Origin of the sequence: Halomonas sp. KHS3 (assembly GCF_000830495.1) — a bacterium.
GTDB classification, from domain to species: domain Bacteria; phylum Pseudomonadota; class Gammaproteobacteria; order Pseudomonadales; family Halomonadaceae; genus Vreelandella; species Vreelandella titanicae.
This window is the reverse complement of record NZ_JWHY01000001.1, coordinates 270,173-295,261: the sequence shown is the minus strand read 5'-3', so window position 1 is coordinate 295,261 and position 25,089 is coordinate 270,173. Positions and strand designations below refer to the sequence as shown.

The following is a 25,089-nucleotide window of genomic DNA, read 5'->3' as shown; positions in this document are numbered from 1 at the left end:
CTCACGGTATCTCGCTACGCTAGCGCCTCTCATTCGTAATCGATGATCCAAGGAGGGAGGCGATGGCAAACGGCAACGGGCTATCCTTTACGCTGACACTGCCCGGCGTAGACGATGTCGCCGTCGTGGACTTTACCCACCGTGAGGCCCTTTCCGCCCCCTTTGAGCTAACCCTCAATTTTGCCAGTCGCAATGGCCAACTCAATGCCGCCGAGCTGCTGGATCGTGATGCTACCCTGACCGTGTGGCACAGCGGAGAAGCGCTACGCCACATCCATGGCATAGTTAGCGAATTTTCCCAGGGCGATCGAGGCCACCGCCGCACCTTCTACTCCCTGGTACTGCGCCCTGCGCTGTGGCGGCTTTCGCTACGGCACAACTCGCGTATTTTCCAAAAAGTCACGCCCATCACGATTATCACCACCCTCTGCCAGGAACGCGGTATTGGCGATGTCACCTTTGATGTAACCCGTGAACTGGCTGAGCGCGAGTACTGTGTGCAGTACCGTGAGAGCGATCTTGCCTTTATTGAGCGGCTGGCGGCTGAAGAGGGGCTGTTCTACTACCATACCTTCGAGGCAGGTGCCCACCGACTGGTCTTTAGCGATGACCCTAAAATGCTCAGCAGCTTGGGCGAGCGCACCTATCACAGCCGCGCGGGGGGAACGCCGCCCACCCGCCATGTGCGACAACTTCGCCAGACGGCGCGAGTGGCCAGTTCCTCCGCCACATTGAAGGACTACACCTTCAAGAACCCGGCCTATGCACAGCTGCATGAGCACCAGGGCCGCGATGTTGAGCAACACGGCCAGCGCACCGACTATGAACACTACGACTACCCGGGGCGCTATAAGCAGGATGCCTCTGGCAAACCGTTTACCCGCACGCGCTTAGAATACCTGCGCCGAGAGGCGATTACGGCGCACGCCGAGAGTGACCTACCCGAGCTTGCCCCAGGCGCGCGCTTCACCCTCACCGACCACGACGCCGATGCCCTCAACCGCGACTGGCAACTGATCGAGGTCACCCACTACGGCGAACAGCCCCAGGCGCTGGAAGAAGACAGCATTTCCAGTAGCGATACGGGCGGGATGACCCGCTACCACAACACGCTGGTGCTGGGGCCAGGTAGTACCGCTTGGCGGGCAACGCCGAATCCCAAGCCGCGGGTGGATGGCCCCCAGGTGGCGTTTGTGGTCGGGCCACCAGGGGAAGAGATCCACTGTGATGAATTCGGCCGGGTCAAAGTACAGTTCCCCTGGGATCGTGACGCTGAACCTAATGAGACGGCCAGTTGTTGGGTGCGGGTATCCCAGGGCTGGGCAGGGGCTGGCTACGGCAGCATCGCCATTCCGAGGATCGGGCATGAGGTCACAATTTCGTTCCTTGAAGGAGATCCGGACCAGCCATTGATCACTGGGCGTACCTACCATGCCGTGAATACGCCACCGTATCTCCTCCCGGAGCACAAAACCCGCACCACGATTAAAACCCAGACCCACCAAGGCGAAGGTTTCAACGAGCTGTGCTTTGAAGACAAGGCCGGGGAAGAGTTTATCTACATGCATGCCCAGAAAAACCTGGAGCTGCATGTCCTCAACTCCCGCCAGAAGCGCGTCGAATTTGACGACACCGCCACCATTGGCAATAACTCCCATCTGGCTGTCGCCAAGGATCGCGTCGAAACCATCGACGGCAATCGCGATATCACCGTTCGCACTAACCATACCGAACAGGTGGACGGTGATCGCGGGCTAACGATAGGCGGCAGCTACCAGACTCACGCCAATGGCGATATCACCTTTAAAGCCGATGGCGAGCTTATCCTTGATGCCAGCAAGATCACCCTGGTCGCTGGTGGCGCCGCGCTGGTGGTCGGCGGTGGCAGTGTGGATGTCACCCCGGTACTCAATGTCGGCTCGGCATCGCCCAGTGCGGCTGCGCTGCCCAGTATTCCCGCTGTGCTGGAAGCCGCTGCAGGGGAAGGCAGCCCGTTTGTCTCCCACTGCCCGCTCGAAGGGGAATAACCCATGGCAATGGCCGACTACTGGCTCGCCCGCTGCCATGTGATGGCTTATTCCCCCAGTGCCCGACGCTGGGAAGAGGAGGCTGACGAAGCAGTCACCGTGGCCGCCGTATTGGCCGAGGACGCAGACCAGGTCAGGGCGCTGTTACAGCAGCAGTGCCACGATGATGGCCTGGGGCTGATCCGCCTCGATGCCATTGAAACCCTGCTTCAGCGCTGCCGCCGCGAAGGTATCGCCCACGGGCTGGTGGAACTGGCCCACACCACCTCGTCGCAATGCCCGGTGGCGTATGGCGAGATGCTGCCCCTCTTACCTGAGAAAGTGCCTGAGCCTGAACCGGCGCCGATGACACCGCCGGTAAACTATCAAGAGACCACCTGGCAGGCGCTGTTTGCCCCTCATCAGCCACCGTTATGGGCGGTCATCGACGGTGTTAACTGCCGCGAGGCAATGCAGCGCCTTAGCCAAGCCGATGACCAGCATACCTGTCTCTACGCCTCCACCGACACCGCTACCCAGGCCAACGCCCCGTGGCTCGTACGCATTGACGCCGATAGCGAGATTCGCACCTGGCTGGAAGGCCTGCCCCAGGATCAACACTGGGGGATATGGCTGCAATCCAACGCCACCCTCAAGCAACTGCGCAGCCACCTGCGCAAGTTCACCATGCTCTGGACGCCCGCCAACGACCAGGCCCCGGTCTACTTCCGCTTCTACGACCCCCGGGTGGCGCTGGATATGAGCCAAGCCCTGGAACCCTGGAAGCTGGCGGCTTTTATGGCGCCACTCGAAACGGTGATAGTGCCTGCCTCGCCTTTAATGGTGTTTCCCTCTGAACTGACACTAACCCCTGAGATTGAACTCGACGCCGATGCGAGTGAGGTGAAAGGCCGCCTAGTGCGCATCGGCCTTAGCGACGATGCCCGCGCCGCCAACGGCCAGGGGCGGCAGTTTGCGATAGGGGGGGCGGAGTATCAACGCTTTGGGGAGCTTGCGCAGTCAAGGGCGAGGCAAGCCCTCGCGAGGTCATTAAAAGAACGTTATCCCCAGGTATCAGAAGGCGAGCGGATGCGTGCGGTGATCGACGCCACACAACTAGGGAAGCGGTATGGGCTTGCCTCTAAAAAACAGATCCAAACCCTGGTCATCTGTGTGCTGGAGGTGGGTGCCGATTTTGCCCAGCTGCATCCCGATGCACAGCGGATCCTCGGCAACGCGAAACTCGCTGGCTGGCGGAAGTGCCAGTTACTGGAAGAGTGGCTACCCCGAGGGCGTATACGGCATGCGCTATTGGCTCCCTATCAACAAGCCGGTCAGCATGAAGACAACTATCGGCCCATCGCTGACGAGGAACGTCCATGAGCTATCAACCCAGTATCGAAGACATTGCGTATTTAGCGCAGAACCAACCGGAGCACTTCTCCAGCCCTGCGACAACGCTAAGGTCGATCCAGAATGCTATGCAGGCAGACGAGGTTCAGCGTGAAACACTGGAGGCGATAACTGCCCAAAACCACTACAACGACTTCTTGGCAAATGATGGGGAGGCACTCACTGAAAGCCCGATTCCTCCGGAACCCGCAGACGAAGAAAGCCGCCAGGATCCTGAATTTGGCGCCATGTGCATTGAGTGCGCCTCACTGACCCCCTGTATCGAACAGGTGGAGGTCGTTTGTCACGGAGGTGAGAATACTCGGGTAGTACTGCAAGGAGAAAATGAACTCTCTGCTACGGGCTGTAAAATATATTTTGTTGCGGATCAGTTTGTGACGGGCGAGGGAACCTTCGAAGATCTTCTAGCCGGTACGCAACTCAAGGATGAAGGCCAAGTAACGATCAAGCTGGCCAGCAACTGCCCCCATGAGCAGCACACGCTCTATTGGACCGACGAGCTTAACGGTACTGCGCTCGCCTCAGGAGCGACCTCCACCGTTGATTTTACGGTGATGACCCAGTCCGTGCCGCCCATCACCCTACCCAGCGTGCTGATGGGGGTGATCTCAACGAATGAAGAGCTCGCCTTTAAAGCCGCCGTCATGTTGCTGAATGTACTCATGAATCGTACCGCCATGGTAAACGAGGAGCGCTTTCGCATCAGTTACGATGGCACGAACGACTTCCATTTCACTACAGTGACGCTACCGCAGCTAAAGTTTGATGGGTTGGTGACCATCGCGCCGCCCACGATCGATACTCGCCCGGTCGAAAAAAGGGAAGGCCGTATGATCGCCGCAGAACAGAGCATGGGATCGCGGGTAAGGCAGGTAACCGCACGGCAAGGCTGGGGCATCCACGCTGACCTCACCGTCGTATGTGGCGCTAAAAACACAACAATCACCGTGGGTAAAAGTCCCAGCGAGACCGAGACCCTCGATACCGGCCCCTCGCTTCGCCAAGCAGAGAACCAGCGGCAACAGCAAAACACGGTTGAGCAATTTATTGGCACTCTGACCGAGGCCTCGCAACGTATCGCCAAAAACCTGAGTGGCACAGAAAGCGATGGTAGCAAGTTATTCAGCTTCTACACCCGTGGCCCGGAGTTAATGCTGGGCGCGACCACTGAGCAGGTGGAAGAGAGCGGTGGTCCCGGAACGAGCTGGGAGATTACGCCGGGGCTTTCGCTAGCTTATGAGTGCGGGGTGCAACTCGATATCTACGAAGCATTGAAAATAGCCGCCAGGGGAACCGGCGGTGGCGCTGTGCTCGTCAAGTTTCTGGAAAGTGTCGAAGATGGTTTTAATGTGTACTTTGCCGAAGGCCAGTTCATGCCTGCTCTGTTCATGGAAGTGGGGCTGGGGGTTGGCCCCGAGGGCACAGAAGATACGCTCGGCAATCACATGCTCCGTGCCACCTACAACGTACAGGCCAACGCCTTCGAGAAGCCGGAAGGGCAAATGAGTATCACGCTAAGCGCACTGGTCAGCGGCGGCATGATGGGGTACTTCGACAGCCTGTTCACCGAGCGAACCGTGTTCAAGTACGGCGTTCAGGTAGCGACCAGCGGCAGTATCGCGATTGCCATCGAGAACGGCCAGTGGGGCTACCAGCTTTCCCATGCCGGTGCGATGCTGAGTGTTCAGGGGTATAAAAAGGCGGATGTAAGTGATCGCAATAGCCAGTCAAGTGACGGTGGACGGCCTTCAGCAAATCGACAAACTCAGCACAGCAGTTCTCAGGTGGTTGAAACAGACGACGGTACTCGCTGGCAGGAAGACGGTGGGGCCCATCGCTACCGCTTGGCCGATAGCTGGACAGGGACGTTTCATCCATTTAACAACGCAGGTTAAAGGCATCGCATGAAATTATTGATCACTTTTGTTTTATCGGTATTACTCACTATGGGGGCACAGGCAATGGCACAGGAAACCGAGTATCAGTTTGGCGTTCGCTGGAGCGTTAATGGCTTGGCGTCATCAATCGACATACAAGACGTGATGCTCGATTTTAGAGGGGTACCGAGCGAGCAGAATACCATGTTGCCCATTACCCAATATGTCCGTAATGGTCGCAATGTCCTTCAGTTTTACGCCTGGCCAGTACCATCTGCAGAATCATTTGAAGATCAGCATGAACTTCGCCTCTCCGTAGAGTATTGGGAACCCAGTGAAAATCCTAATATTGATGCCAAAACTGCGTTTGAAGTAGTGATGATGCCGGGCGTGGAAGACGCTAAGCCCGAGATAGTGTCAATAGATCAGGCCGCCCCCGTGCAGCCGCGAGAAAACGAGATTAGCTGGGATAAGGACTACTTTAAATTAACTGTTCCCTTTAACAACCGCCAAGTGATGCCCACCTGGTGCTGGGAAGAGGGTGAGGTATTGCGCGATAACGAGGCCACCCGCGATAGCCTAACGCACGAATACCGTCGGCTACATGCGCTGTTTGCAGCGGGTGATAACGATGCCCTGTTAGAGGCCGCGTCGACAAGGACACAAGAGCTTGCTCTGGCCTCGGGCACCCCAGAAGAATACGTGCGGGATAGGTTCAGCTACACCATGTACTTCGATAACCCTGATCTCTACCAGTTAGACGACTTTCCCGAAGAGCCTATGACGTTAAACTTGGGTGCAGATAATCGCGTGGCATGGCTGACCACAAAAGGAGTAAGTGAACCCATCCGTTTTAATAATGTTTCACAGGAAGGTCGTGCTAGCTACGTAAGTCTCTACTTCATCCGCCGCGATGGTCAGTGGGAAATCTGCCGATGAAACCCGTTGCCCGCAAAGGCGATCTGCACCGCTGCCCCATTCCCGGCCACGGCACCACAGAAATTGTCACCGGTTCGTCCTCTAAAGTAGAGGGCCAGCCCGTAGCGCGGGTGGGTGATAAAACCGGCTGCGGCGCCACCATTATTGAAGGCTCAAGCCACTCTAACCATGATGGTAAGCCCACCGCCTACCTGGGTTGCAAAACCGATCACGGCGGCGAGATTATGACGGCGTCGAGCAGTGCCAAGGTGCAGCCTTAGTGCATCAGGTCAGTTTATCGAGTTGCTGAAGGTATATAACAGCATGAAAAAATGGGTGGCTTACTTTTGGATTGTTGCGCTGACGCTGATTAGTGTGCCCTTAATTGCACAGGAAACCGAGTACCAGTTTGGCGTACGCTGGAGCGTTAATGGGTTAGCATCCTCAGTGGACATGCAAGAGATAATGCTGAATTTTTCAGGTGTGCCGGGACATCAGAATACGATGCTGCCAGCATCACAATACATACGTAATGGTCGTAATGAAGTTCAGTTTTATGCCTGGCCAGTGCCCTCTAACAAACCATTTGACGAGCAGCATGAGTTGCGTCTCTCCATGGAGTATTGGGAGCCGGGGCAAAATCCCAATACTGAAGCTAAAACCGCGTTTGAGGTTGTTGTACAGCCTGGTCTCGAAGGTTTTAAACCAGAAGTTGTTAACGTAGATGATCAAGCTCCATTAAGTGTGGTAGCTAGTGCCATCCGTTGGGATGATGACTATTTCAGACTGGAAGTACCTTTTAATAACCGTCAGCCGATGCCCACTTGGTGCTGGGAGGAGGGGGACGTATTAAGGGACAGTGACACTACCCGCGATAGCCTGACCCGTGAGTATCGTCGACTATATACCCTTTTTGAGGCGCAAGATAACGATGCGCTCATGAATGCCTCGAAAACCATGATTGAAGAGCTTGCTCAGGCTTCCGGTGAGCCCGAGGCCTACGTGCGCCAGCGAGCAAGCTTCACCATGTTCTTTGATAACCCAAACCTTTTCCAGCTAGACCCCTTCCCTGAAGAGCCGTTGACGTTAAATCTGGGGGCGGGTAATCGTGTGGCCTGGCTGACAACGGAAGGAGTTAATGTGCCCATTGCGTTTGGTCACGCAGGGCAAGAGTACCAAGCTAGTTTCGTTAGACTCTACTTTATTCAACGCGATGGTCAGTGGGAAATCTGCCGATGAAACCCGTTGCCCGCAAAGGCGACCTGCACCGCTGCCCCATTCCCGGCCACGGCACCACGGAAATTGTCACCGGTTCGCCCTCTAAAGTAGAGGGCCAGCCCGTGGCGCGGGTGGGTGATAAAACCGGCTGCGGCGCCACCATCATCGAAGGCTCAAGCCACTCTAACCATGATGGTAGGCCCACGGCCTACCTGGGCTGCAAAACTGATCATGGTGGAGAGATTATTACGGCGTCGAGCAGTGCAAAGGTTCAGCCGTAGCGCTTATGCGGAATAACAGTTGTGGAAGGAGACAGGAATTGAACGGAGTCGTTGGACGGTTAGTGATAGGCGCATCATTTGGGGAATGTGGTGCTTATCCATTGAGTTAATGCTAAGTGGGTAAGAACAATGGGCAGCCTGCGTTGGCTGCCCTTTTATTATAGCTTCACATCTAAACCTGACAGCTTTGCTGTAAATCCATCGCGGCTTTGTAGATGTCGTTGGCAGAGCCGCCAATGTCCTCTAAGTAATCATCAATGGTTTGCTGCAGCACGGGGCCCCATTCAGGGTCTTCGAGCGCGTCTTCGATGACGACGAACTCATGTCCGGCCTCGACGGCTTCTTCACGCCCTTGGCGTATCATCTCGTCGTAAACCTCCGCCGCGCGAAGCGACCATTCTAAGCCGCTGTGGTCATCAATCACCTGCTGTAAATCGGCTGGCAGACTGTCGTAGCTGCGCTGGCTCATGGTGGCAAACAGCGAAAGGTCATACAGAGGGACTTCAGTATGGTACTGCGCCAGTTCGTTCAGCCGGAAGGTCTTCATGCCTTCCCAGTTGAAACTGAGGCCGTCGACGACACCACGCTGCATGGAGGTAAACACATCCGGCGCTGGCATACCCACCGCCTGGGCGCCTAGGCGTTCGAACATGTCACCCACCACTGGTGTGGGGCGGCGTAGGCGAAGCCCCTCTAGGTCAGCCGGTGTTTCAATCAGCTGATCTTTTGTATGCAGATAACCGGGGCCGGTAGTAAACAAGAACAGAGGGCGCGTGTCGGCGTACTCCTGTTCAAAGTATCCCTGATCGTAAAGCGACTGGAGTATGCAGGCTCCTTGGCGGGCGCTGGATGACACGCCCGGCAGCTCGACGACTTGTGTGAGTGGAAAGCGGCCCGCCGTATAACCTTGGGCAGAGGCGCCAATATCGGCGATACCGCTGACAGCGCTTTCGTAGGTTTGAGCCGATTTCGCTAGTGTCTGGCTGGGGAAAACTTCTACTTTCAGCCGCCCATCTGACGCCTCTTCGACGCTTTCAGCCCAGGCCTGAAACAGCTCACGGTCTATCATTGAGCCACCCGGCCAAACGTGCGCCACTCGAAGTGTGGTACTGGCTTCCACGGCAGGGACAGTGAATGAAACGGCGAGCACGCCAAACAGGGTTGCCTTGGCTAGGTGGGTGGGTATTTTATTCATTGTCGTTATCCTGATTGCTAGTCAACGGGGTACGTTTTTGTAACTGTTTTTATGTTTATTTAAAGATCCAACACAAGGGTTTTGCTCTTGGCTCTGGAGCAGCAGGGCGTGAACTGGTCGTTGGCCGCGTGCTCATCGTCATCCAGGTATAAATCCCGGTGGTCGGGTTCGCCTTCAAGTACACGGGTTAGGCAGGTGCCGCAGACTCCCTGCTCGCAGGACACCATAATGTCGATACCATTTTCAGCCAGCACTTGGTAAACCGTTTTGTCGGCGGGCACGGTAAAGGCAGCGCCGCTGCTGGCGATACGCACCTCGAAACTGCCGTCGTCTTCGCTGGTTGTTTCCGCGCCTGCAAAGTACTCGGTGTGCAGTTGATCGGCTGGCCAGCCACACTGCTTGCCTGTGGATATGACGGCGTTAATGAAACCGCTAGGGCCGCAGACGTAGACCTGGGCGTCAGCCTCTGGCTCATTAAGCAGTTTTTCCAGGTCGAGGGTTGGGGCCGCGGTGTCGTCGTCCAGGTAGAAGTGCGCTCTATTGGCAAAACTTGATGTGTTGATACGCTCGCGAAAGGCCATGCGCTCGGCAGAACGCGCGCAGTAGTGCAGCTCGAAGTCTGCCTCGGTGCGCGCTAAACGCTCCGCCATACACAGCAGCGGGGTGATGCCAATCCCGCCCGCCAGCAGGTAAGTGCGCTTTGCGGGTTTAAGCGGGAAGTGGTTTTTGGGCGCGCTGATGAGTAGCAGGTTGCCCACTTTAATTTCATCGTGCATGGCGATGGAGCCTCCTCTGGAGGCTTCATCACGCAATACGCCGATCAAGTAGCGATCCCGCTCCTCTGAGTGGTTGCACAGCGAGTATTGCCGGATTACCCCTTCTTTCACCTGCACGTCGATATGGGCGCCTGCGCTAAAGGGAGGAAGCGGACGGCCATGAGGGTCAGCAAGCTCAAAGGTGGCGATGCCAAGTGCCTCCTCATGGCGAGCTTTTACCTCGACAATAAGCGATAGAGAGGGGTGGCTCATGCCGTTGCCTCCTGGGGTTGCTCGGCCTGCTCCTCTTTTAAGATGCGATCAATAATGCGGCGCGCTTGTACGCCCCCGCCGTCAATATTGAGCTTCAGCAGTTGGCGGTCGGGGTAGAGAAGTAGGTTGCGTTGCTGTGCCTCGAGCATCTCAAGATCCTCTTCGAAGATCTTGCCCTGGCCCTCACGGATCTTGTCGGTGAGCGCCTGATCTTCCGGCTTGAAGTTGCGGGCCATTCCCCAGAAGTACCAGATAGAGGTGTCTGATTCTGGGGTGATAAAGTCGACTACGATACTTGAAGCTTTTACATTGGCCGGTGCGTTGGCCCCGCCATTGCCCGCATGGGCCACGCCGACTTCAATTAACACATGGCTGGGCGGGGTAAAGCGGCAAATCTGCCAGCGATCAACGGGTACGTCGTCGGCAAGCCCGTTACCCCTTAGGGCGGCCTGCCAGAAAGGCGGTGCAGGGATATTCTCCATCTCGCGGCTGGTGATCACTTCGCTACCGTTAACCGCCGTTTCCGGTGCGGCTTCCTCTATTTCTGGCTGGCCAATGCTGGAGGCATGCACATAGGTCTCATGGGTAAGATCCATGAGGTTGTCGATCATCAGGCGATATTCACACTGAATATGGTAGAGGCCGCCGCCATAAGCCCAGTCGGGGTTGTTGGCCCAGTGCAGCTCGGGAATCAAGTCGGCGTCAGCTTTATCGGGGTCGCCGGGCCAGATCCAGATAAAGCCGTGGCGTTCTTCAACAGGATAGGCACGATTGCTTGGGAAGCCGCGAACCCGCTGACCGGGCATGCTGTCGCATTTGCCGCTGCAGTTCATTTCAAGGCCGTGGTAGCCGCAAACCAGCTTGCCATCACGTACAAAGCCCAAGGAGAGTGGCGCGCCACGGTGGGGGCAGAAATCCTCTACGGCGGCCACGCGGTTTTCGTCACCACGGAAGAAAACTAGTTGCTTGTTGCAAATAGTTCGCCCGAGTGGCTTTTCGGTAAGCTCATCAGGGGTGCAGGCGACGTACCAAGTGTTCATTGGAAAGGGGGCTTGTTGAGTCACGGTTAACTCCTTTTTGGTTTAGTGTTGTAATTATGATTATTGGATCCAAAGTAAAGGCTAGGAAGGTTTTTGCAGTCAACCTATACTTTCGTAGAGCTCGCCAATGAATAGCAACACAGTGTTGATATGAGAGGAAAAATAAATGAGTAACAACGATAAAAGTGTCGTCAGTCGGCTGCGAAAATTGATCAGTGAGGGTGCATACGCTCCAGGGGAGCGCCTTGGTGAAGTCGCGGTTGCGGAGCAATTGGGTGTTTCGAGAACGCCGGTAAGGCTGGCTTTTCGCACTCTGGAGCAGGAGGGGTTGCTGCAGCAGGCGGGCAAGCGCGGGTTTATGGTGCGTGAATTTACCCAAGCAGATGTGCACTGCGCGGTTGAGGTTCGTGGGGTGCTGGAGGGGCTGGCCGCTCGGCATCTGGCGGAGCAAGGGCTGCCGTCTAGTGTCGATAAGGAATTGAAGTTTTGGATCCAAAAAGGAAAAAAGCTAATCGCCAAAGGATACCTTGTAGAGTCCGATATCAATCAATGGAGTGAGCTTAATGCTCATTTCCACGGCATTATCATTCATTCCATCGGCAGCGGTGTCGTAGCAGATGCCATTGCAAGAAATAATCACCTTCCCTTTGCTGCCGCCGACTCAATCATTATTGATGGCGATGACTTGGGGCGTGAATTTAAAAAATTGCAGTTAGCTCAGTTTCATCATGAGCTTATATTTCAGTCACTTAAGAGAGGAGAGGGGGCCAGGGCCGAAATGCTGATGCGCGAGCATGCGCTGATCGGGCTGCGGTACCCTGAACTACTGGCCGATTCTGAATAAAAATACCTAATAATTTAGTTATAGAGTGTAATTAAACCAAAGTATTAATTATATAAAATCATTTTTATTCAAAGGCTTATTAAATACAAAAGGTGTATGGCCTCCATTGTAATTGACAGATGGAGGTTTTTTTTGCAGCTTTGGTACGTAATGCGGATCAGAGTTCGCATTGAGAACAACTACAACTAGCCACTACGACCAAAAGCAGAGACAAACAATGAAAATTAACCACTTTGTTGCATGCGCCCTTCTCGCTCCCTGTGCGCTTGCTGCCCAGGCCCATGCGTTTGATGTTGTAGAAGCCGGACAACCTGTCGTTACCGGTGAGCCAAGCCGTGTAGGTCCGCCCTGGAATCATCGATCAACGATTAATATTCCAGGCACCAAAACAGATATTGCCTTTGGGGGGTACGTTAAGCTCGATGCGTTTTACGACTTCGACTACGACCTGGGAACATCAACTAATCCTTACGCCGTTATGAACCCAGGTAATAGAACCGATGGTCGAACCAGCTTTACGGCCTATGAGTCCCGCCTGAATTTCCGCACCCACACCGCAACTGACTATGGGCGGTTATCAACTTACTTCGAAGGGCATTTTGTTCCTGATGGTAAGTTCGGGCTACGCCATGCGTATGGCGAACTGAACGGTTTTCTCGCCGGGCAAACGTGGTCAAATTTTATGAGCTTCGTGGGCGGGACACGCACCCTGGCACTAGGAGACCCTAAGGGCTACGCCTTCGAGCGGCAGGCTCAGTTGCGCTATACGCAGCCTGTTGGGGAAGGGAGTTTCTCGGTTGCATTGGAAAACCCCACTACGGTTATTGCCCGCAATGATGCTTCAGTGGCCGATGGGGAGAGTCAGCTTCCAGATTTGACGCTGCGCTACGAATATAAGCGTTTATTTGCGCTATCGGGGATAGCGCGTCAACTTTCGACCAATAACATCACCAATACCATTGATGACGAAGTCACTGGCTATGGGGTGCAGGCGCAGTTTAATTTGCCATTTAATGCGTCAACCAGCTTGCGAGGCAGTGCCACCTACGGTGAAGGTATCGGTAACTATATGGGTAACCCTGGCAACGTAGGTCACCGTAACGCACCTGACGTCTATGTGAACGGTAACAATCTTGAGGCTATTGAAACCCGGGCATTTGGTCTCTCACTTAATCACTACTGGACGGATAGCTGGTTCAGTTCTGTGGGCGTTTCGCGTCTTGAGCAAGACCTACCCGCAGGCTATGGCGATCATTTCGAAACGCTCGACTATGGGTTTGCCAATGTGATTTGGGATGTTACCGAGCGCATGTCAGTCGGTCTTGAGTACCAGCATGCGGATATCGAACAGGTGAATGGGGTCTCCAATGATGCGAGTCGCCTTCAGGCGAGTGCCACCTTCCAGTTCTAGCGATCTACGTTTTGCAGTGACGTGAAGGTGTAAGTGATTTACTGCTGTTTCGATCACGTTTTAGGCTGGCGCTTTGCCAGCCTTTTTTGGGTCACGGATGGAAGAGAGTGCTTTCTCAAGCTGGCACAAAAGGGCGTAGATTAAAGACGTGAACGAGCGGTTTATTCGGCTGAGTGCTCAAGCAGAATGGCCATGCCTTGACCTCCGCCAATGCAAGCTGCTGCTATGCCATAGCGCAAGCCATCTCGCTTGAGTTGTCGGGCCAAGGACATTGCTAGCCGCAAGCCAGTTGCGGCCAATGGGTGGCCGATGGCGATAGCTCCGCCATGAACGTTGAGCTTGGTTGGGTCGAGATCCAACTCGCGGGCGACGGCGAGCACCTGCGCACCCTGAGCCTCGTTGATTTCTATTCGGTCGATATCATCGAGTGTGAGGCCGCTGCGTTCCAGCAGTAGCCGAATGGCGGGTGCTGGCCCAATACCCATGATCTCGGGGGCTACGCCAACCACGGCCGTGGCGCATAGGCGTGCGAGAGATGACTTGGCCGTGTGAGTACCTGCCATCACCAGTGCCGCTGCTGCGCCGTCGACAACGGCGGCGCTGTTACCTGCCGTTTGTACGCCATCGTCGTATACCGGTGGCAATTGGTTCAATACCTTCCGAGGCGAAGGCCGAATATGCGTATCCTGGTCTACGTGGGGAATTTTACGAGGTAGACGAATACCCCTATCACTATAACCGGGGAGGGAGAAGGTATCGTTTTCAACAGCAATAATATCCGCGGAGAGAATCCCTTGCGCTTGGGCTTCGACCGCCCGTGAGAAGCTGCGCTCGGCATAGGCGTCTACCTGCTCACGAGTGATGGCATAGCGCTGCGTCAGTGTGTCGGCGGTCTGAATCATCGATACATTGGGTGCCGGATCCATTAGCGCCTCCCATAGGAAGTCTTTGAAGGCCACCGGTGCGCCAAGCCCGAATCCGCCGCGATGCGTGTAGGCTGCAATCGGGTTGCGGGTCATGGATTCCGTGCCGACACACAGCACGCACCTGGCTTGTCCGAGCGCAATCTGTTCCGCGGCTTGTTTCAACAGTTCAAAGCCGGTGCCGCAGACGCGCTGCGCGTGCAGGGCAGGAACCTCCTGGGGGACGCCCGCATACAACCCAATATGACGAGGAAGTAAATAGGCATCGAAACTCGCTTGGGCCACGGATCCAGCGATCACTGAATCAACGTCTGTCGGTGCCACACCGCTCACGTTGAGCACTTCCTTGGCGACCTTGATGCCCAGGTCAGTGGGCGAGATCGCCCCCAGTGCACCGTTCAGGTCGGTGAACGGTGTGCGTACAGCGGCAACTAAATGGGTATCCTCAAATGCCGTGTAGTGCCCGCGTGTCATAGTTATTCTCCCAGATTAGCGTAGCGAGCGGCATAGGGCCGCCCATGCGCTCCAGTGGTAATGGCTGCCGTCTTGATGTTCAAAAGTCCCGCTATTAAGACGCTGAGTTAGTCGAGGGTAGGATGATGCGTGGATCCTGGGGTGGCTCAGCGTATAGGCACGCCACGAGTTCCGAGTAGCGCTCGCGCACGAGTCGTTGATTCACCGAGCCCTTGTCGGTCAGTTCGCCACGGTCAACGGAAAGCGGTTGGTCGAGTAGCAATAGGCGCTCTAAACGCATGGAGCTTGACTGGCCGCGGCAGTGGGTAGCCAGGCGCTGCGCGAACCACTGGTGCAGGCTGGCGTTGGTGGCCAGAGCATCAAGAGAGATATCCGCTGAGCCAAGCTGCTGCTCACAGGCGGGAAGGTTCAACACGACGATTCCCGTCAGGTAGTCACGCCCTTCGCCGATCACCACTATGTCCTGTACCAACGGGGCAAAGTGTTCGACAAGGTGCAGGCGCAGGGTGCCCACATTGACCCAGGTGCCGGTCACCAGTTTGAAATTCTCGCTTAGTCGGCCATCAAAGATTAGCCCCCGTTCGGGGTGGTCGGGGTCAAGAAGGCGCATGGCATCCCCGGTACAGTAGTAGCCTTCGTGATCAAACGCCTCGCTGGTTCGCTGTGTATCGCGCCAGTAGCCCGGCGTGATGTTAAGGCCCTTGAGGCGCGCCTCCCACTTATCATCCGTCGCTACCAGTTTCAGCGCCATGCCAGGTACAGGCTGCCCGATTAGTCCCGGTGTATCGCTGGGCTCTTCGGTGCAAAATGCCATGCATGCTTCGGTGGAGCCCAGGCCCGTTAACATGGGGACGGGGGTGCCGCGAGTCTGTTCGCCTAACGCTTCCAGAGCAGCGCGCACATGGGCGGGTAGCACGGCACCACCGAAGTGCAGCATTTCCAGGTCACGGAAAAAGGCTTCACGCAGGGTGTCATCATTACGCAAATGCTCGACTAGCGCTTCAAACCCTTTGGGAACATTGCAGTAAAACGTCGGCGACACTTCGCGCAGGTTCTCGATGGTTCGCTGAACCCCCTGAGCGGTGGGGTTACCGTCATCAATGTATAACGAGCCTCCGTTATGAATCGTCATCCCCAGAATCGTATTGCCGCCGAAGGTGTGATGCCAGGGTAGCCAATCGACTAGCACGGGTTTGCGCTGCTCCAAAAAGCCCAGTCGTTTCGCCAGCATGGCTTGGTTGCTACATAGCATGCGATGGGTGTTAATCACCGCCTTCGGCATGCCCGTCGACCCTGAGGTAAAGAGTAGTTTGGCGATACTGTCAGGCGTTACACGGGCGTAGGCATCGTCAACCTCAGCGCTTGCCGGCGTCGCTGCCAGTGAGTCAAACGCCAGGGCTCGCTGAGCAGGTACCTTGGCCACACAGGTGACGTTATTATCGCAAATGGCCGCCAGCGCCCGACTAAAGCGCGCCTCCTCATCGACAAACAGTATCCCCGGGGTCACCAGTTCCACCACATGTCGTAGCTTAACGAAGTCCTCGGATAACAGCGCGTAAGAGGGTGACACCGGCACGTAGGGAATGCCCACATGCATGGCGGCACAGGCAAGCAGTGCGTGATCGATGCTGTTTCCCGACAGCACCATCAGCGGCCGCTCCGTCGACAGGCCATGATTAATCAGTGCTTGTGCCAGGCGGTTCACTTGTGGCATTGCTTCACCAAAGGTTAGCGTTCGCCACCCGTGCTGGCCCTTTTCGCGCTCGGCCAAAAAGGTATTCATGGGTGTTTCGCTTGCCCAATGGGTTAGGCGCTGGGTCATGCTGCTGGGATAACTGGGAACATCGCCCCCGTGTAGCCGGTACTCATGGAAGGTGGTGTTAGTAAGCGGAGGGGGGAGTGACATGAATAGCTCCATAGCGAAAAATCTTGGATTTGTTGTGTGCTGTCATCTTGGCGAATATAGTTATAGTTTTTAACTAGATGATTAGCTAGGATGCTGATTTAAGACCTTGGTTGTAATTGTTTAAATGAGATGGGAATTAACGCATGACCATATCTAAAAAAAGTACTTCTGTTCAGCAAGTTGAGCCCGACGAAAAAGAGCCGACTTCTGTCGCGGGGCTGGTTCTTGAAAATCGCCTTGGGTACGCCTTGAGAAGGGCCCAGCTTGCTGTTTTCAAACATTTTAATGAGGCCATGCAGGAGTATGAAATACGCCCTGCCCAGTTCTCTTCGCTCGTGGTGATTGAAGGCTATCCCGGTATCACCCAAACCAATTTAGCCAAGATACTGGATATTGATCCGCCCAGAATCGTTAGCCTAATTAATAATCTAGAGGAAAGAGGGCTGGCTCTGCGGGTGCGATGTAAGCGAGATAAGCGCTCCCACGGGATTTTTCTTAGCAAAAAAGGCGAAGCCTTAACCGAACAGCTAAAAGAACTGGCTGAACAGAGTGATATCAATGCAACTCAAACACTTAGCGAGATTGAACGGCGTCAGCTTCTATCTCTGTTAGTGAAAATATACGCAGCGGACACCATCGAGGAATAAAACTTTAGGCGTATTTTTGTCGGCAACGCTTGCATGCTCTCTCAAAGACAATTACTTATATTAAGTAACTAGTTTGGTTGTGACGGTCTCGCGGTGTATAGCGCAAGGTTGGTTTCAGCCATACAGCGAATTCCAAAAACAAAGAGACGAAACGATGAGCAGCTTAGCGACGGTACCGACACTCGGCACTGCATTGATGCGCCGTAGTCTTGAGACACCCTGTAGGGTTGCCGCGATAAGCGGCGGCTTGCTGGTCGCAGCACTCGCGATCATCACCGTCGTCAGCATTCTTGGCCGGTGGGTAGCCAGTGCGCCAGTATTAAGCGATATGACGATGCTGGAGTGGGTGGGCCCAATCACTGGCGATTACGAGCTGGTGGAAATGGGGACTGCCATTGCCGTTTTTCTGTTTTTACCTTACTGCCATCTTCGCGGTGGGCATGTCACGGTGGATTTACTGGTCATGCATGCGCCGCCCATTGTTCAGCGGCTGCTCGCCGTTGTCGCCGAAACGCTCTTTTTGGTGGTGGCAGGGTTAATGACCTGGCGCCTCTTTCATGGCTTGCTCGATAAACGACGCTATATGGAAACCAGCATGCTGCTGGATATACCGCTCTGGTGGGGGTACGTCGGCGGCCTGGTGGGGTTCACGCTGTTGACGCTGGTTTGTCTCTATCGCACCTGCGATGCGTTTACTTACGATCCGCTACAGCCAGGTTCTAAACAAAATAGTTCGACTCAAAGCAGCTCGGCTGAGGTTCAAGAAAGCTCCGCCCAGGGAGACCTGTGATGACACCACTCACTTTGGGCGCTAGCGGCTTTGTGGTTCTGCTATTCATGATGGCTACGCGTATTCCCATCGGCTTGGCCATGCTGGTTGTTGGTGCCGTAGGGATGATGCTGATCACCGGGCCGATGGGAATTTTAAATGGTTTAAAGACGCTCCCTTACGAACACTTTTCCAGCCATACGCTATCCATTATTCCGCTTTTTCTGCTCATGGGGCAGTTTGCGGCGAGAGCGGGTCTCTCCCGGGCCATGTTTCAGGCGGCCAACGACTGGCTGGGGCACCGCCGCGGTGGGCTGGCGATGTCCACCATAGGCGCCTGCGGTGCTTTTGGCGCTATTTGCGGCTCTTCGCTGGCTACCGCTGCCACGATGACCCAAGTGGCGCTGCCCGAAATGGAGCGGCAAGGCTACCGTGGGAGTCTGGCGACCGGCGCACTGGCTGCTGGCGGCACCCTGGGCATTTTGATTCCCCCTTCTGTGGTGTTGGTTATCTACGCAATCCTGGCCGAGAAAAACATTAATGAAATGTTTGCTGCCGCCCTGGTGCCGGGATTGTTAGCAGTGTTCAGCTATATGCTGGCCATCTCGCTCTACGTGCGCTTTTTTCCTGATAGTGCGCCGAGTAAGGCGAAAGCATCCCGGAGCGAGCGTTGGCGCTCACTGCTGGAGGTCTGGCCAGGAGCGGCGATCTTTATCGTGGTGATTGGGGGCATCTATACCGGCATTTTTACGCCTACCGAAGCTGCTGCCGTCGGTGCGGTCTCCACCGGTGCTCTGGCAATAACAAAAGGCGGATTGCGTTGGAACGGCCTGCGGGACTGCGTCCTTGAAACCGCGGTGACCTCGGCGATGATCTTCTTCATCGTGCTCGGCGCCAGTGTCTTCAATAGCTTCCTTGCCCTGACCCAGCTTCCGCAAATGACCGCCGGTTGGATAGTGGGGCTCGAGATCAGCCCCTGGGTGGTTCTGGCCGGCATTCTGTTCTGCTATTTGGTGCTTGGCTGCTTTATGGACAGCCTCTCGATGATCTTGTTAACCGTGCCTATCTTCCTGCCTATCGTCACGGGGATGGACTTCGGCATGCCCGCAACGGATGTGGCGATATGGTTCGGTATTTTAGCGCTGGTGGTCGTCGAGGTTGGCATGATCACGCCGCCGGTGGGGCTGAACATTTTCATTATCCACTCCATGGCTCCCCGCATTCCCTTAACGGAGACCTTTAAAGGCATCCTGCCTTTTTTAGCGGCCGATCTTATTCGCATTATTTTGCTGGTGCTCTTCCCCGCCATCTCGCTGGGCTTCGTCTACTTAATCAATTGATCAAGGTGGACACATGTCCCATGACGCGAGCCAGCGAAGGCTAACGCCCACCTTGATGGCGAGGAGATAGCTAATCGAAAAGTTCAGCGCTGAACAGATTGTTAAACAGTCGTTTTTGATAAGTAACGTTGTAAGTCGTTTGATAAAACCCAAGGAGCAAGAGATGAGTAACTACCAAGATCGCTGGCAAACCGTAAAAGTTAACGTTGAAGAGGGCATTGCCTGGGTGACGTTGAATCGCCCTGAAAAGCGCAACGCCATGAGCCTGACGCTCAATCGTGAAATGATTGATGTGCTGGAGACTATCGAGCTGGATCAAGAGGCCCATGTGCTGGTGTTGACCGGCGAAGGCGAATCCTTTTCGGCCGGTATGGATCTTAAAGAGTACTTCCGCGAGATCGATGCCAGCCCCGAGATTGTGCAGGTCAAGGTGCGCCGCGACGCCTCTACCTGGCAATGGAAGCTACTGCGTCACTACGCCAAGCCCACCATCGCCATGGTCAATGGCTGGTGCTTTGGTGGGGCCTTCTCACCGCTGGTTGCCTGCGATTTGGCGATTGCCGCCGATGAGTCGGTATTCGGCCTCTCAGAAATCAACTGGGGTATTCCCCCAGGCAACCTGGTCAGCAAAGCCATGGCCGATACCGTGGGCCACCGGGAAGCGCTCTACTACATCATGACCGGGGAAACATTTACCGGCCCCCAGGCAGCCAAAATGGGGCTGGTTAATAAAAGTGTACCGCTGACCGAGCTACGCGAAGCCACCCGCGAGTTGGCCGCTACGCTGCGTGACAAGAACCCCGTTGTGCTGCGTGCTGCCAAGATCGGCTTCAAAATGTGCCGCGAACTGACCTGGGAGCAGAACGAAGAGTACCTCTACGCCAAGCTCGATCAGGCGCAGCAGCTTGATCCTGAGCAGGGTCGCGCCCAAGGGCTTAAACAGTTCCTCGATGAAAAGAGCATCAAGCCGGGGTTGGAGAGCTACCAGCGGTAAGGGCTTTATACCAATATTCGACCACCCTTTTGAGGAGAGTCAGATCATGGATCTTAATCTTTTAATTGGTAGTGAGCAGTGTGCTGCTCACCAAGACGCGACCTTTACTCGAACCAACCCTCTCACCGGTGATGTCGTCACCCAGGCCGCGGCGGCATCCGCTGGGGATGCGATCCGGGCGGTTGAAGCAGCTGCGAAGGCGTTTCCAGCCTGGTCAGCGAAGGGCCCCGGCGAAAAGCGCGCCAAGCTACTCAAGGCTGCAGAGGTCATGGAAACGCGACAGGCTGAGTTTATCGAACGCATGGTAGATGAAACCGGCGCTACGCCAGGCTGGGCAGGCTTTAACGTCATGGTCGCTGCCAGCATTCTGCGCGAGGCGGCGTCGCTGACTACGCAGGTAGGTGGTGAGGTAATACCCTCCAACGTGCCCGGAAGTTTGGCGATGGGCGTGCGGGTACCCTGCGGAGTGGTGGTGGGGATCGCCCCCTGGAACGCGCCTATCATTCTTGGCACGCGTGCCATTGCGACGCCGCTGACGTGTGGCAACACGGTGATTCTTAAGGCCTCTGAACAGTGCCCTGCGACACATCACCTGATTGGGGAGGTACTGATTGAGGCGGGCCTGGGCGAAGGCATCGTTAACGTGGTGACCAATGCACCACCTCAGGCCGCCGAGGTGGTCGAGGCCTTGATTGAGCATCAAGCCGTGCGTCGTATTAATTTCACTGGCTCTACTCAGGTGGGGCGCATTATTGCCGAAAAAGCGGCGCGCCATCTTAAGCCGGTCTTGCTGGAACTTGGCGGAAAGGCGCCGTTCGTGGTGCTTGAAGATGCCGACCTGGATGCTGCCGTTGAGGCCGCCGCCTTTGGCGCCTTCTTCAATCAGGGCCAGATCTGTATGTCCACTGAGCGGCTGATTGTGGTGGATGCGGTCGCTGATGCCTTCGTCGAAAAACTGGCTCGCAAAGCACAAACGCTTCGCGCGGGCGATCCCCGAGGTGAAGGTAACGCGCTGGGTACGCTGATCAATCGCGAATCGGGCGAGAAGCTCAACGCCCTGCTTGACGACGCCCAGCAGCATGGCGCTCGTTTAGCCTGTGGCGGCAAGGCCGAAGGCGTCATTATGCAGCCGACCGTGGTGGATGGTGTTACCCAGGCAATGCGCCTCTATGGCGAAGAGTCGTTTGGCCCGGTAGTGGCGATGATGCGTGTTAAAGATGAAGAGGAAGCCCTGCGTGTGGCGAACGATAGTGAGTATGGCCTTTCTGCCGCCGTCTTCAGCCGCGACACCGCCCGGGCGATGCAGTTTGCGCAGCGCATTGAGTCGGGTATTTGCCATATCAATGCACCCACCGTTCACGATGAGCCGCAGATGCCCTTTGGCGGCGTTAAATCGAGCGGCTACGGACGCTTTGGCGGTAAGGCCGGGATTGATGAGTTCACCGATCTGCGCTGGATGACCATGCAGCTTGGCCCGCGCCATTATCCCATTTAGCTAGTGCAAGAAGGATGTCTGGTAAGAAAGCGACGTCAATAAGAAATCCTTATGGTGGGGCGACTCGCTCGGTAGAGAAATATATCGATCTGACAAGGTAATCGTATTTTTCACACTGAAGCCGCCTTGGTGTGTTTAAAGGTGGCTTTTTTTTGGTGCTTCAGGCGATCGTTAATTGCGCTACTAGTCGCTGCTTCGACCATAGTCGTGAAGTAATATTGGAAAAGTCCAATTTTTTGTTGTCATTGTGCCTTTTGCGCTGGGGGTGTTGGCCGGAACACTGAGGATCTGAGATCGTGCGGGTGTAAAGGCTTGCTGCGGTGCTTAAACATAGACGAATGTCGATTAGCCCTACGCCTGATAGTGGACTAATGTGGTCGCATAAGGCGAACTAGTATTCGCTATGCGAACTTACAATAATCCAAAAAAGTCCTGGAGGCTCCTATGAAAATGTCCCTATCCCGTTGTGTTTTGGCAGCGGCAATTACTGGCCTGGCGGTTAGCTCGGCCCAGGCAGAGACCACCTTGCGTATGGCCCACTTTTGGCCTGGCCCTTCAGGCGTTAATGAAGATGTTTTGCAGGCATGGGCCGATACGATCGCCGAAGAATCCAATGGCGATCTAACCATTCAAATGTTTCCCGCCGGTACTTTAGCCAAACCGGATTCCATTTATGAAGCTGCTGCCAACGGTATTGCCGATATTGGTGCCACTGCCCAGGGCTATACTGCCGGTCGATTCCCTCTCTCCCAGATCGTTGAGCTACCTGGGGTAGCGAGCACGGCAACGCAAGGTGCTTGCGTACTGCAAACGCTCTATGACGACGGCCATTTGGACAGCGAATACGCAGATACCCGCCCGCTGTTTATGTTTACCACGGGCCCGGGCGGCATCCACACCATCGACACCGATGTGCAAACGCCTGCCGATCTGGAAGGGCTGCGTATACGCCGCCCCACCGCTGTGGCGGGTGAGATGCTGGAAAATATGGGCGCAAGCCCCGTGGGTATGCCAGCCCCCGATATTTACACCTCCATGCAGCGCGGTGTCATTGATGGCCTGAGTTTCCCTTGGGAAGGTTTAAAAGGCTTCCGCATCAACGAGCTGGTGAGCTACCACACCGAAGTACCGTTTTACACTTTGATCTTTGTCGCCACCATGAATCAGCGCGCGTACGATAATTTGACGCCTGAACAGCAGGCGGTAATCGATAATAACTCAGGCATGAAATGGGCTGAAAACGCCGGTGCAGTGTTTGACCGCCTAGACGTAGAAGGCAAGCAAGAAGCGACTGATGCTGGCCATACCATTCGTGAAATTGAAAATCCGCTAGCGCATCCTGATTGGCAAGAACCGCTCGAAACCGGTATTGAAAACTACCTAACGCAGCTGGAAGAGCGCGGTTTGGATCAGGCTCGAGATGTATATCAAGCAGCACTGGCAGCCAGTGAGTCTTGTGGTACCCAATAGGGGTAAGGTTTTATGAAGTCTACTCTCCGCTCTCAACAAGTTCTCTACAAGGCCAGCCACTGGCTGGCCCTCATTTGTCGCTTGATGGCTGGCATCGCACTGATTGGGTTGCTGGCAGTGACTATTGCCGATGTAAGTACGCGTTATCTATCGCGTGTAACGGAAGGTGCGATTGCACTGCGCGTTTCCGGTAGCGTAGAGCTGGTCAGCTATTTGATGCTGTTTGCGCTATTGGCCGCCATGGCCGCTAATGTGGAGAAAAGCCAAGTGGTGGTAGAGGCGTTCTCTCACGGCTTGCCGCAAGCGATAAAAAATCGCCTGCAAGGGCTCTTTTTCCTCGGCTTTATGGCGCTGGGACTGATTCTTTTTGTGGGCTTGCTGGATTCAGCCGCAGCGGCCAGTCGGCACGGTGAAATAACCCAAGACCTGCGACTGCCCATGGGGCCGATTTACCAGTTGGCAGCGGTGCTCAGTTTGCTGCTGGGAATACGTAGTTTTATTCACGCCTTGCTCGGCGTTATTTATGCAGTGGGTGAGGAGGCAGCGCATGGGGAGTGAAGCGATTGGTGCCATTGGGTTAGGGCTTTTATTGGTATTGATGATTCTGCGCGTGCCGGTTGCTCTCACGATGCTGATCGTGGGAGTGGTGGGCTTTGCCCAGATCATTAGCTGGGATGCGGCTGTCGCTCAGTTAAAAACCGTGCCGGTGGAAGTACTCTCTAACTACAGTTTCAGCGCCGTGCCCATGTTTATCTTAATGGGCGTGCTGGCTGCTCATTCGGGGATGGCCGGTAAGCTGTTTGATTCAACCCGTATTATTTGCGGTGGCTGGAAGGGTGGCCTGGCGATTGCGGCCGTGGGTTCTTGCGGCATCTTCTCCGCTATCTCCGGCTCTTCGTTAGCGACTGCGAGCACCATGACCCGGGTAGCGTTGCCGGAGATGGAGCGCTATGGCTATAACCGTGGTTTAGCAACCGGCGCGCTAGCCGCAGGCGGCACGCTGGGCATTATGATTCCACCCAGTATCGCGCTGCTTATCTACGCCATTCTTACCGAACAGTCCGTTGGCGATATGTTCATGGCGGGGCTGATTCCCGGTCTGCTGGGGCTGGTGATGTATTCACTGACCATTACGATAGTCATGTATCTGCGTCCTTCCCTTGCCGTGGCAGGTGAACCCACTGCCTGGAAAGAGAAGCTGCTCTCGCTGACCGGCTTAGTGCCCTTCTTTGGCGTTTTCCTGGTGATGATTTTAGGTATCTATTTTGGTGCCTTTACACCGACGGAAGGCGCTAGCGTCGGGGCGTTCGCCACGCTGCTTTACGCCCTGGTGAAAGGCATGCGCGGTGCGCAGCTATGGCACAGCGTACAAGAGACTTTGGCGCTCTCTGCGGTGGTGTTCTTTATGCTGGTGGGGGCTGAGACGCTGGGTTACTTCATCTCGGTGTCGCGTATTTCATTTTCCATTACTGACCTGCTCTACGGCATGGATCTAACTCCTATCGTCGTGGTGCTGTGCATCCTGGCGCTCTACTTTGTGTTGGGTATGTTTATGGATTCCATCGCGATGCTGGTAATCACCGTACCGGTGGTTTATCCGATTATTCAGGCGATGGGTATCGACCCGGTATGGTTCGGTATTTTGACCGTACTGACCGTTGAGCTGGGACTAATGACCCCGCCGGTGGGGATGAACGTGTTTGTGATTAAAGCAATGGCGCCGCACGTGGGGCTAGGGGAGATTTTCAAGGGCGTGACCCCCTTTGTTGTCTCTGATTTGCTCCGCTTGACGCTCTTAATCCTCTTCCCGGTGCTATCTACCTTTTTCTTGCTCTAACGG

At 55.3% G+C, this 25,089-nt stretch carries 22 protein-coding genes; 17 read left to right on the top strand and 5 right to left on the bottom strand.

Annotation, left to right across the window (positions count from 1 at the left end):
* Window positions 1–62 precede the first annotated feature (62 nt).
* Genes tssI through RO22_RS01365 form a run of 7 tightly spaced genes read left to right on the top strand, consistent with a single transcriptional unit; the run spans window position 63 to window position 7,713 of the window.
* Window positions 63–2,027, top strand: coding sequence for a type VI secretion system tip protein VgrG (gene tssI / locus RO22_RS01395; RefSeq protein ID WP_041157392.1), 1,965 nt, complete (start codon window positions 63–65; stop codon window positions 2,025–2,027).
* A 3-nt stretch (window positions 2,028–2,030) separates the two neighbouring features.
* Entirely contained in the window at window positions 2,031–3,389 is a 1,359-nt protein-coding gene (locus tag RO22_RS23770; RefSeq protein ID WP_052475478.1) for a DUF4123 domain-containing protein, read from the top strand.
* The gene (locus RO22_RS01385) at window positions 3,386–5,314 is read left to right on the top strand and encodes a hypothetical protein (RefSeq protein WP_041157391.1); all 1,929 of its coding nucleotides are present in this window, start codon (window positions 3,386–3,388) and stop codon (window positions 5,312–5,314) included. Before RO22_RS23770 ends, RO22_RS01385 begins: the two co-directional genes overlap by 4 nt.
* 9 nt (window positions 5,315–5,323) lie before the next feature.
* Complete coding sequence (locus RO22_RS01380) at window positions 5,324–6,235, top strand: hypothetical protein (RefSeq protein ID WP_041157390.1); 912 nt, start codon at window positions 5,324–5,326, stop codon at window positions 6,233–6,235.
* Window positions 6,232–6,495: a PAAR domain-containing protein gene (locus tag RO22_RS01375; protein ID WP_041157389.1), complete on the top strand. Its 264-nt coding sequence runs from the start codon at window positions 6,232–6,234 to the stop codon at window positions 6,493–6,495. Before RO22_RS01380 ends, RO22_RS01375 begins: the two co-directional genes overlap by 4 nt.
* Window positions 6,496–6,538: 43 nt before the next feature.
* Window positions 6,539–7,453: a hypothetical protein gene (locus RO22_RS01370; RefSeq protein WP_041157388.1), complete on the top strand. Its 915-nt coding sequence runs from the start codon at window positions 6,539–6,541 to the stop codon at window positions 7,451–7,453.
* Entirely contained in the window at window positions 7,450–7,713 is a 264-nt protein-coding gene (locus RO22_RS01365) for a PAAR domain-containing protein (protein ID WP_041157387.1), read from the top strand. Before RO22_RS01370 ends, RO22_RS01365 begins: the two co-directional genes overlap by 4 nt.
* 172 nt (window positions 7,714–7,885) lie before the next feature.
* On the opposite strand, the gene RO22_RS01360 is transcribed toward RO22_RS01365, so the two are convergent.
* Genes RO22_RS01360 through RO22_RS01350 form a run of 3 tightly spaced genes read right to left on the bottom strand, consistent with a single transcriptional unit; the run spans window position 7,886 to window position 10,976 of the window.
* Window positions 7,886–8,908, bottom strand: coding sequence for a TRAP transporter substrate-binding protein (locus RO22_RS01360; RefSeq protein WP_041157386.1), 1,023 nt, complete (start codon window positions 8,906–8,908; stop codon window positions 7,886–7,888).
* Between the two features lie 59 nt (window positions 8,909–8,967).
* Window positions 8,968–9,936: a PDR/VanB family oxidoreductase gene (locus tag RO22_RS01355; RefSeq protein ID WP_041157385.1), complete on the bottom strand. Its 969-nt coding sequence runs from the start codon at window positions 9,934–9,936 to the stop codon at window positions 8,968–8,970.
* On the bottom strand, window positions 9,933–10,976 hold the full coding sequence (locus RO22_RS01350; RefSeq protein ID WP_041157384.1) for an aromatic ring-hydroxylating oxygenase subunit alpha: 1,044 nt from the start codon (window positions 10,974–10,976) through the stop codon (window positions 9,933–9,935). The genes RO22_RS01355 and RO22_RS01350 overlap by 4 nt, the downstream gene beginning before the upstream one ends.
* Window positions 10,977–11,142: 166 nt before the next feature.
* On the opposite strand from RO22_RS01350, the gene RO22_RS01345 reads away from it, so the two are divergent.
* A complete protein-coding gene (locus RO22_RS01345) occupies window positions 11,143–11,820 on the top strand; it encodes a GntR family transcriptional regulator (RefSeq protein WP_041157383.1) in 678 nt (225 codons plus the stop codon).
* A gap of 217 nt (window positions 11,821–12,037) precedes the next feature.
* Entirely contained in the window at window positions 12,038–13,231 is a 1,194-nt protein-coding gene (locus RO22_RS01340; RefSeq protein ID WP_041157382.1) for a DcaP family trimeric outer membrane transporter, read from the top strand.
* A 161-nt stretch (window positions 13,232–13,392) separates the two neighbouring features.
* On the opposite strand, the gene RO22_RS01335 is transcribed toward RO22_RS01340, so the two are convergent.
* Window positions 13,393–14,628 (bottom strand): thiolase family protein, encoded by a 1,236-nt coding sequence (locus RO22_RS01335; protein WP_041157381.1) that lies wholly within the window; start codon window positions 14,626–14,628, stop codon window positions 13,393–13,395.
* Window positions 14,629–14,722: 94 nt separating this feature from the next.
* Window positions 14,723–16,534: a feruloyl-CoA synthase gene (locus RO22_RS01330; protein ID WP_235270459.1), complete on the bottom strand. Its 1,812-nt coding sequence runs from the start codon at window positions 16,532–16,534 to the stop codon at window positions 14,723–14,725.
* A 143-nt stretch (window positions 16,535–16,677) separates the two neighbouring features.
* Between RO22_RS01330 and RO22_RS01325 the strand changes: the two genes are divergently transcribed.
* The 8 genes from RO22_RS01325 to RO22_RS01290 all read left to right on the top strand — a co-directional run bounded on the left by RO22_RS01325 (window position 16,678) and on the right by RO22_RS01290 (window position 25,086).
* Window positions 16,678–17,181 carry a MarR family winged helix-turn-helix transcriptional regulator gene (locus RO22_RS01325; protein ID WP_041157380.1) on the top strand — a complete coding sequence of 168 codons (504 nt, stop codon included), beginning with the start codon at window positions 16,678–16,680 and terminating at the stop codon, window positions 17,179–17,181.
* Between the two features lie 154 nt (window positions 17,182–17,335).
* Window positions 17,336–17,971: a TRAP transporter small permease gene (locus tag RO22_RS01320; protein ID WP_084625221.1), complete on the top strand. Its 636-nt coding sequence runs from the start codon at window positions 17,336–17,338 to the stop codon at window positions 17,969–17,971.
* On the top strand, window positions 17,971–19,290 hold the full coding sequence (locus RO22_RS01315) for a TRAP transporter large permease (RefSeq protein ID WP_041157379.1): 1,320 nt from the start codon (window positions 17,971–17,973) through the stop codon (window positions 19,288–19,290). Before RO22_RS01320 ends, RO22_RS01315 begins: the two co-directional genes overlap by 1 nt.
* A gap of 163 nt (window positions 19,291–19,453) precedes the next feature.
* Window positions 19,454–20,284, top strand: a complete 831-nt coding sequence (locus tag RO22_RS01310) for a p-hydroxycinnamoyl CoA hydratase/lyase (protein WP_041157378.1) — start codon at window positions 19,454–19,456, stop codon at window positions 20,282–20,284.
* Window positions 20,285–20,327: 43 nt separating this feature from the next.
* Complete coding sequence (locus RO22_RS01305; RefSeq protein ID WP_041157497.1) at window positions 20,328–21,779, top strand: aldehyde dehydrogenase; 1,452 nt, start codon at window positions 20,328–20,330, stop codon at window positions 21,777–21,779.
* Window positions 21,780–22,223: 444 nt separating this feature from the next.
* Window positions 22,224–23,249: a TRAP transporter substrate-binding protein gene (locus RO22_RS01300; RefSeq protein ID WP_041157377.1), complete on the top strand. Its 1,026-nt coding sequence runs from the start codon at window positions 22,224–22,226 to the stop codon at window positions 23,247–23,249.
* 12 nt (window positions 23,250–23,261) lie between these two features.
* A complete protein-coding gene (locus tag RO22_RS01295; protein ID WP_041157376.1) occupies window positions 23,262–23,807 on the top strand; it encodes a TRAP transporter small permease in 546 nt (181 codons plus the stop codon).
* Window positions 23,797–25,086 (top strand): TRAP transporter large permease, encoded by a 1,290-nt coding sequence (locus tag RO22_RS01290; protein WP_041157375.1) that lies wholly within the window; start codon window positions 23,797–23,799, stop codon window positions 25,084–25,086. Before RO22_RS01295 ends, RO22_RS01290 begins: the two co-directional genes overlap by 11 nt.
* Window positions 25,087–25,089 lie beyond the last annotated feature (3 nt).

Bases quoted from the DNA above. Each gene is read 5' to 3' on its own strand.
- RO22_RS01335 (WP_041157381.1), bottom strand. From the start codon at position 14,628: ATGACACGCGGGCACTACACGGCATTTGAGGATACCCATTTAGTTGCC.
- RO22_RS01295 (WP_041157376.1), top strand. From the start codon at position 23,262: ATGAAGTCTACTCTCCGCTCTCAACAAGTTCTCTACAAGGCCAGCCAC.
- RO22_RS01315 (WP_041157379.1), top strand. From the start codon at position 17,971: ATGACACCACTCACTTTGGGCGCTAGCGGCTTTGTGGTTCTGCTATTC.
- RO22_RS01325 (WP_041157380.1), top strand. From the start codon at position 16,678: ATGACCATATCTAAAAAAAGTACTTCTGTTCAGCAAGTTGAGCCCGAC.
- RO22_RS01340 (WP_041157382.1), top strand. From the start codon at position 12,038: ATGAAAATTAACCACTTTGTTGCATGCGCCCTTCTCGCTCCCTGTGCG.
- RO22_RS01310 (WP_041157378.1), top strand. From the start codon at position 19,454: ATGAGTAACTACCAAGATCGCTGGCAAACCGTAAAAGTTAACGTTGAA.
- RO22_RS01370 (WP_041157388.1), top strand. From the start codon at position 6,539: ATGAAAAAATGGGTGGCTTACTTTTGGATTGTTGCGCTGACGCTGATT.
- RO22_RS01375 (WP_041157389.1), top strand. From the start codon at position 6,232: ATGAAACCCGTTGCCCGCAAAGGCGATCTGCACCGCTGCCCCATTCCC.
- RO22_RS01330 (WP_235270459.1), bottom strand. From the start codon at position 16,534: ATGTCACTCCCCCCTCCGCTTACTAACACCACCTTCCATGAGTACCGG.
- tssI (WP_041157392.1), top strand. From the start codon at position 63: ATGGCAAACGGCAACGGGCTATCCTTTACGCTGACACTGCCCGGCGTA.
- RO22_RS01365 (WP_041157387.1), top strand. From the start codon at position 7,450: ATGAAACCCGTTGCCCGCAAAGGCGACCTGCACCGCTGCCCCATTCCC.
- RO22_RS01380 (WP_041157390.1), top strand. From the start codon at position 5,324: ATGAAATTATTGATCACTTTTGTTTTATCGGTATTACTCACTATGGGG.
- RO22_RS23770 (WP_052475478.1), top strand. From the start codon at position 2,031: ATGGCAATGGCCGACTACTGGCTCGCCCGCTGCCATGTGATGGCTTAT.
- RO22_RS01355 (WP_041157385.1), bottom strand. From the start codon at position 9,936: ATGAGCCACCCCTCTCTATCGCTTATTGTCGAGGTAAAAGCTCGCCAT.
- RO22_RS01300 (WP_041157377.1), top strand. From the start codon at position 22,224: ATGAAAATGTCCCTATCCCGTTGTGTTTTGGCAGCGGCAATTACTGGC.
- RO22_RS01385 (WP_041157391.1), top strand. From the start codon at position 3,386: ATGAGCTATCAACCCAGTATCGAAGACATTGCGTATTTAGCGCAGAAC.
- RO22_RS01350 (WP_041157384.1), bottom strand. From the start codon at position 10,976: ATGAACACTTGGTACGTCGCCTGCACCCCTGATGAGCTTACCGAAAAG.
- RO22_RS01290 (WP_041157375.1), top strand. From the start codon at position 23,797: ATGGGGAGTGAAGCGATTGGTGCCATTGGGTTAGGGCTTTTATTGGTA.
- RO22_RS01345 (WP_041157383.1), top strand. From the start codon at position 11,143: ATGAGTAACAACGATAAAAGTGTCGTCAGTCGGCTGCGAAAATTGATC.
- RO22_RS01360 (WP_041157386.1), bottom strand. From the start codon at position 8,908: ATGAATAAAATACCCACCCACCTAGCCAAGGCAACCCTGTTTGGCGTG.
- RO22_RS01320 (WP_084625221.1), top strand. From the start codon at position 17,336: ATGAGCAGCTTAGCGACGGTACCGACACTCGGCACTGCATTGATGCGC.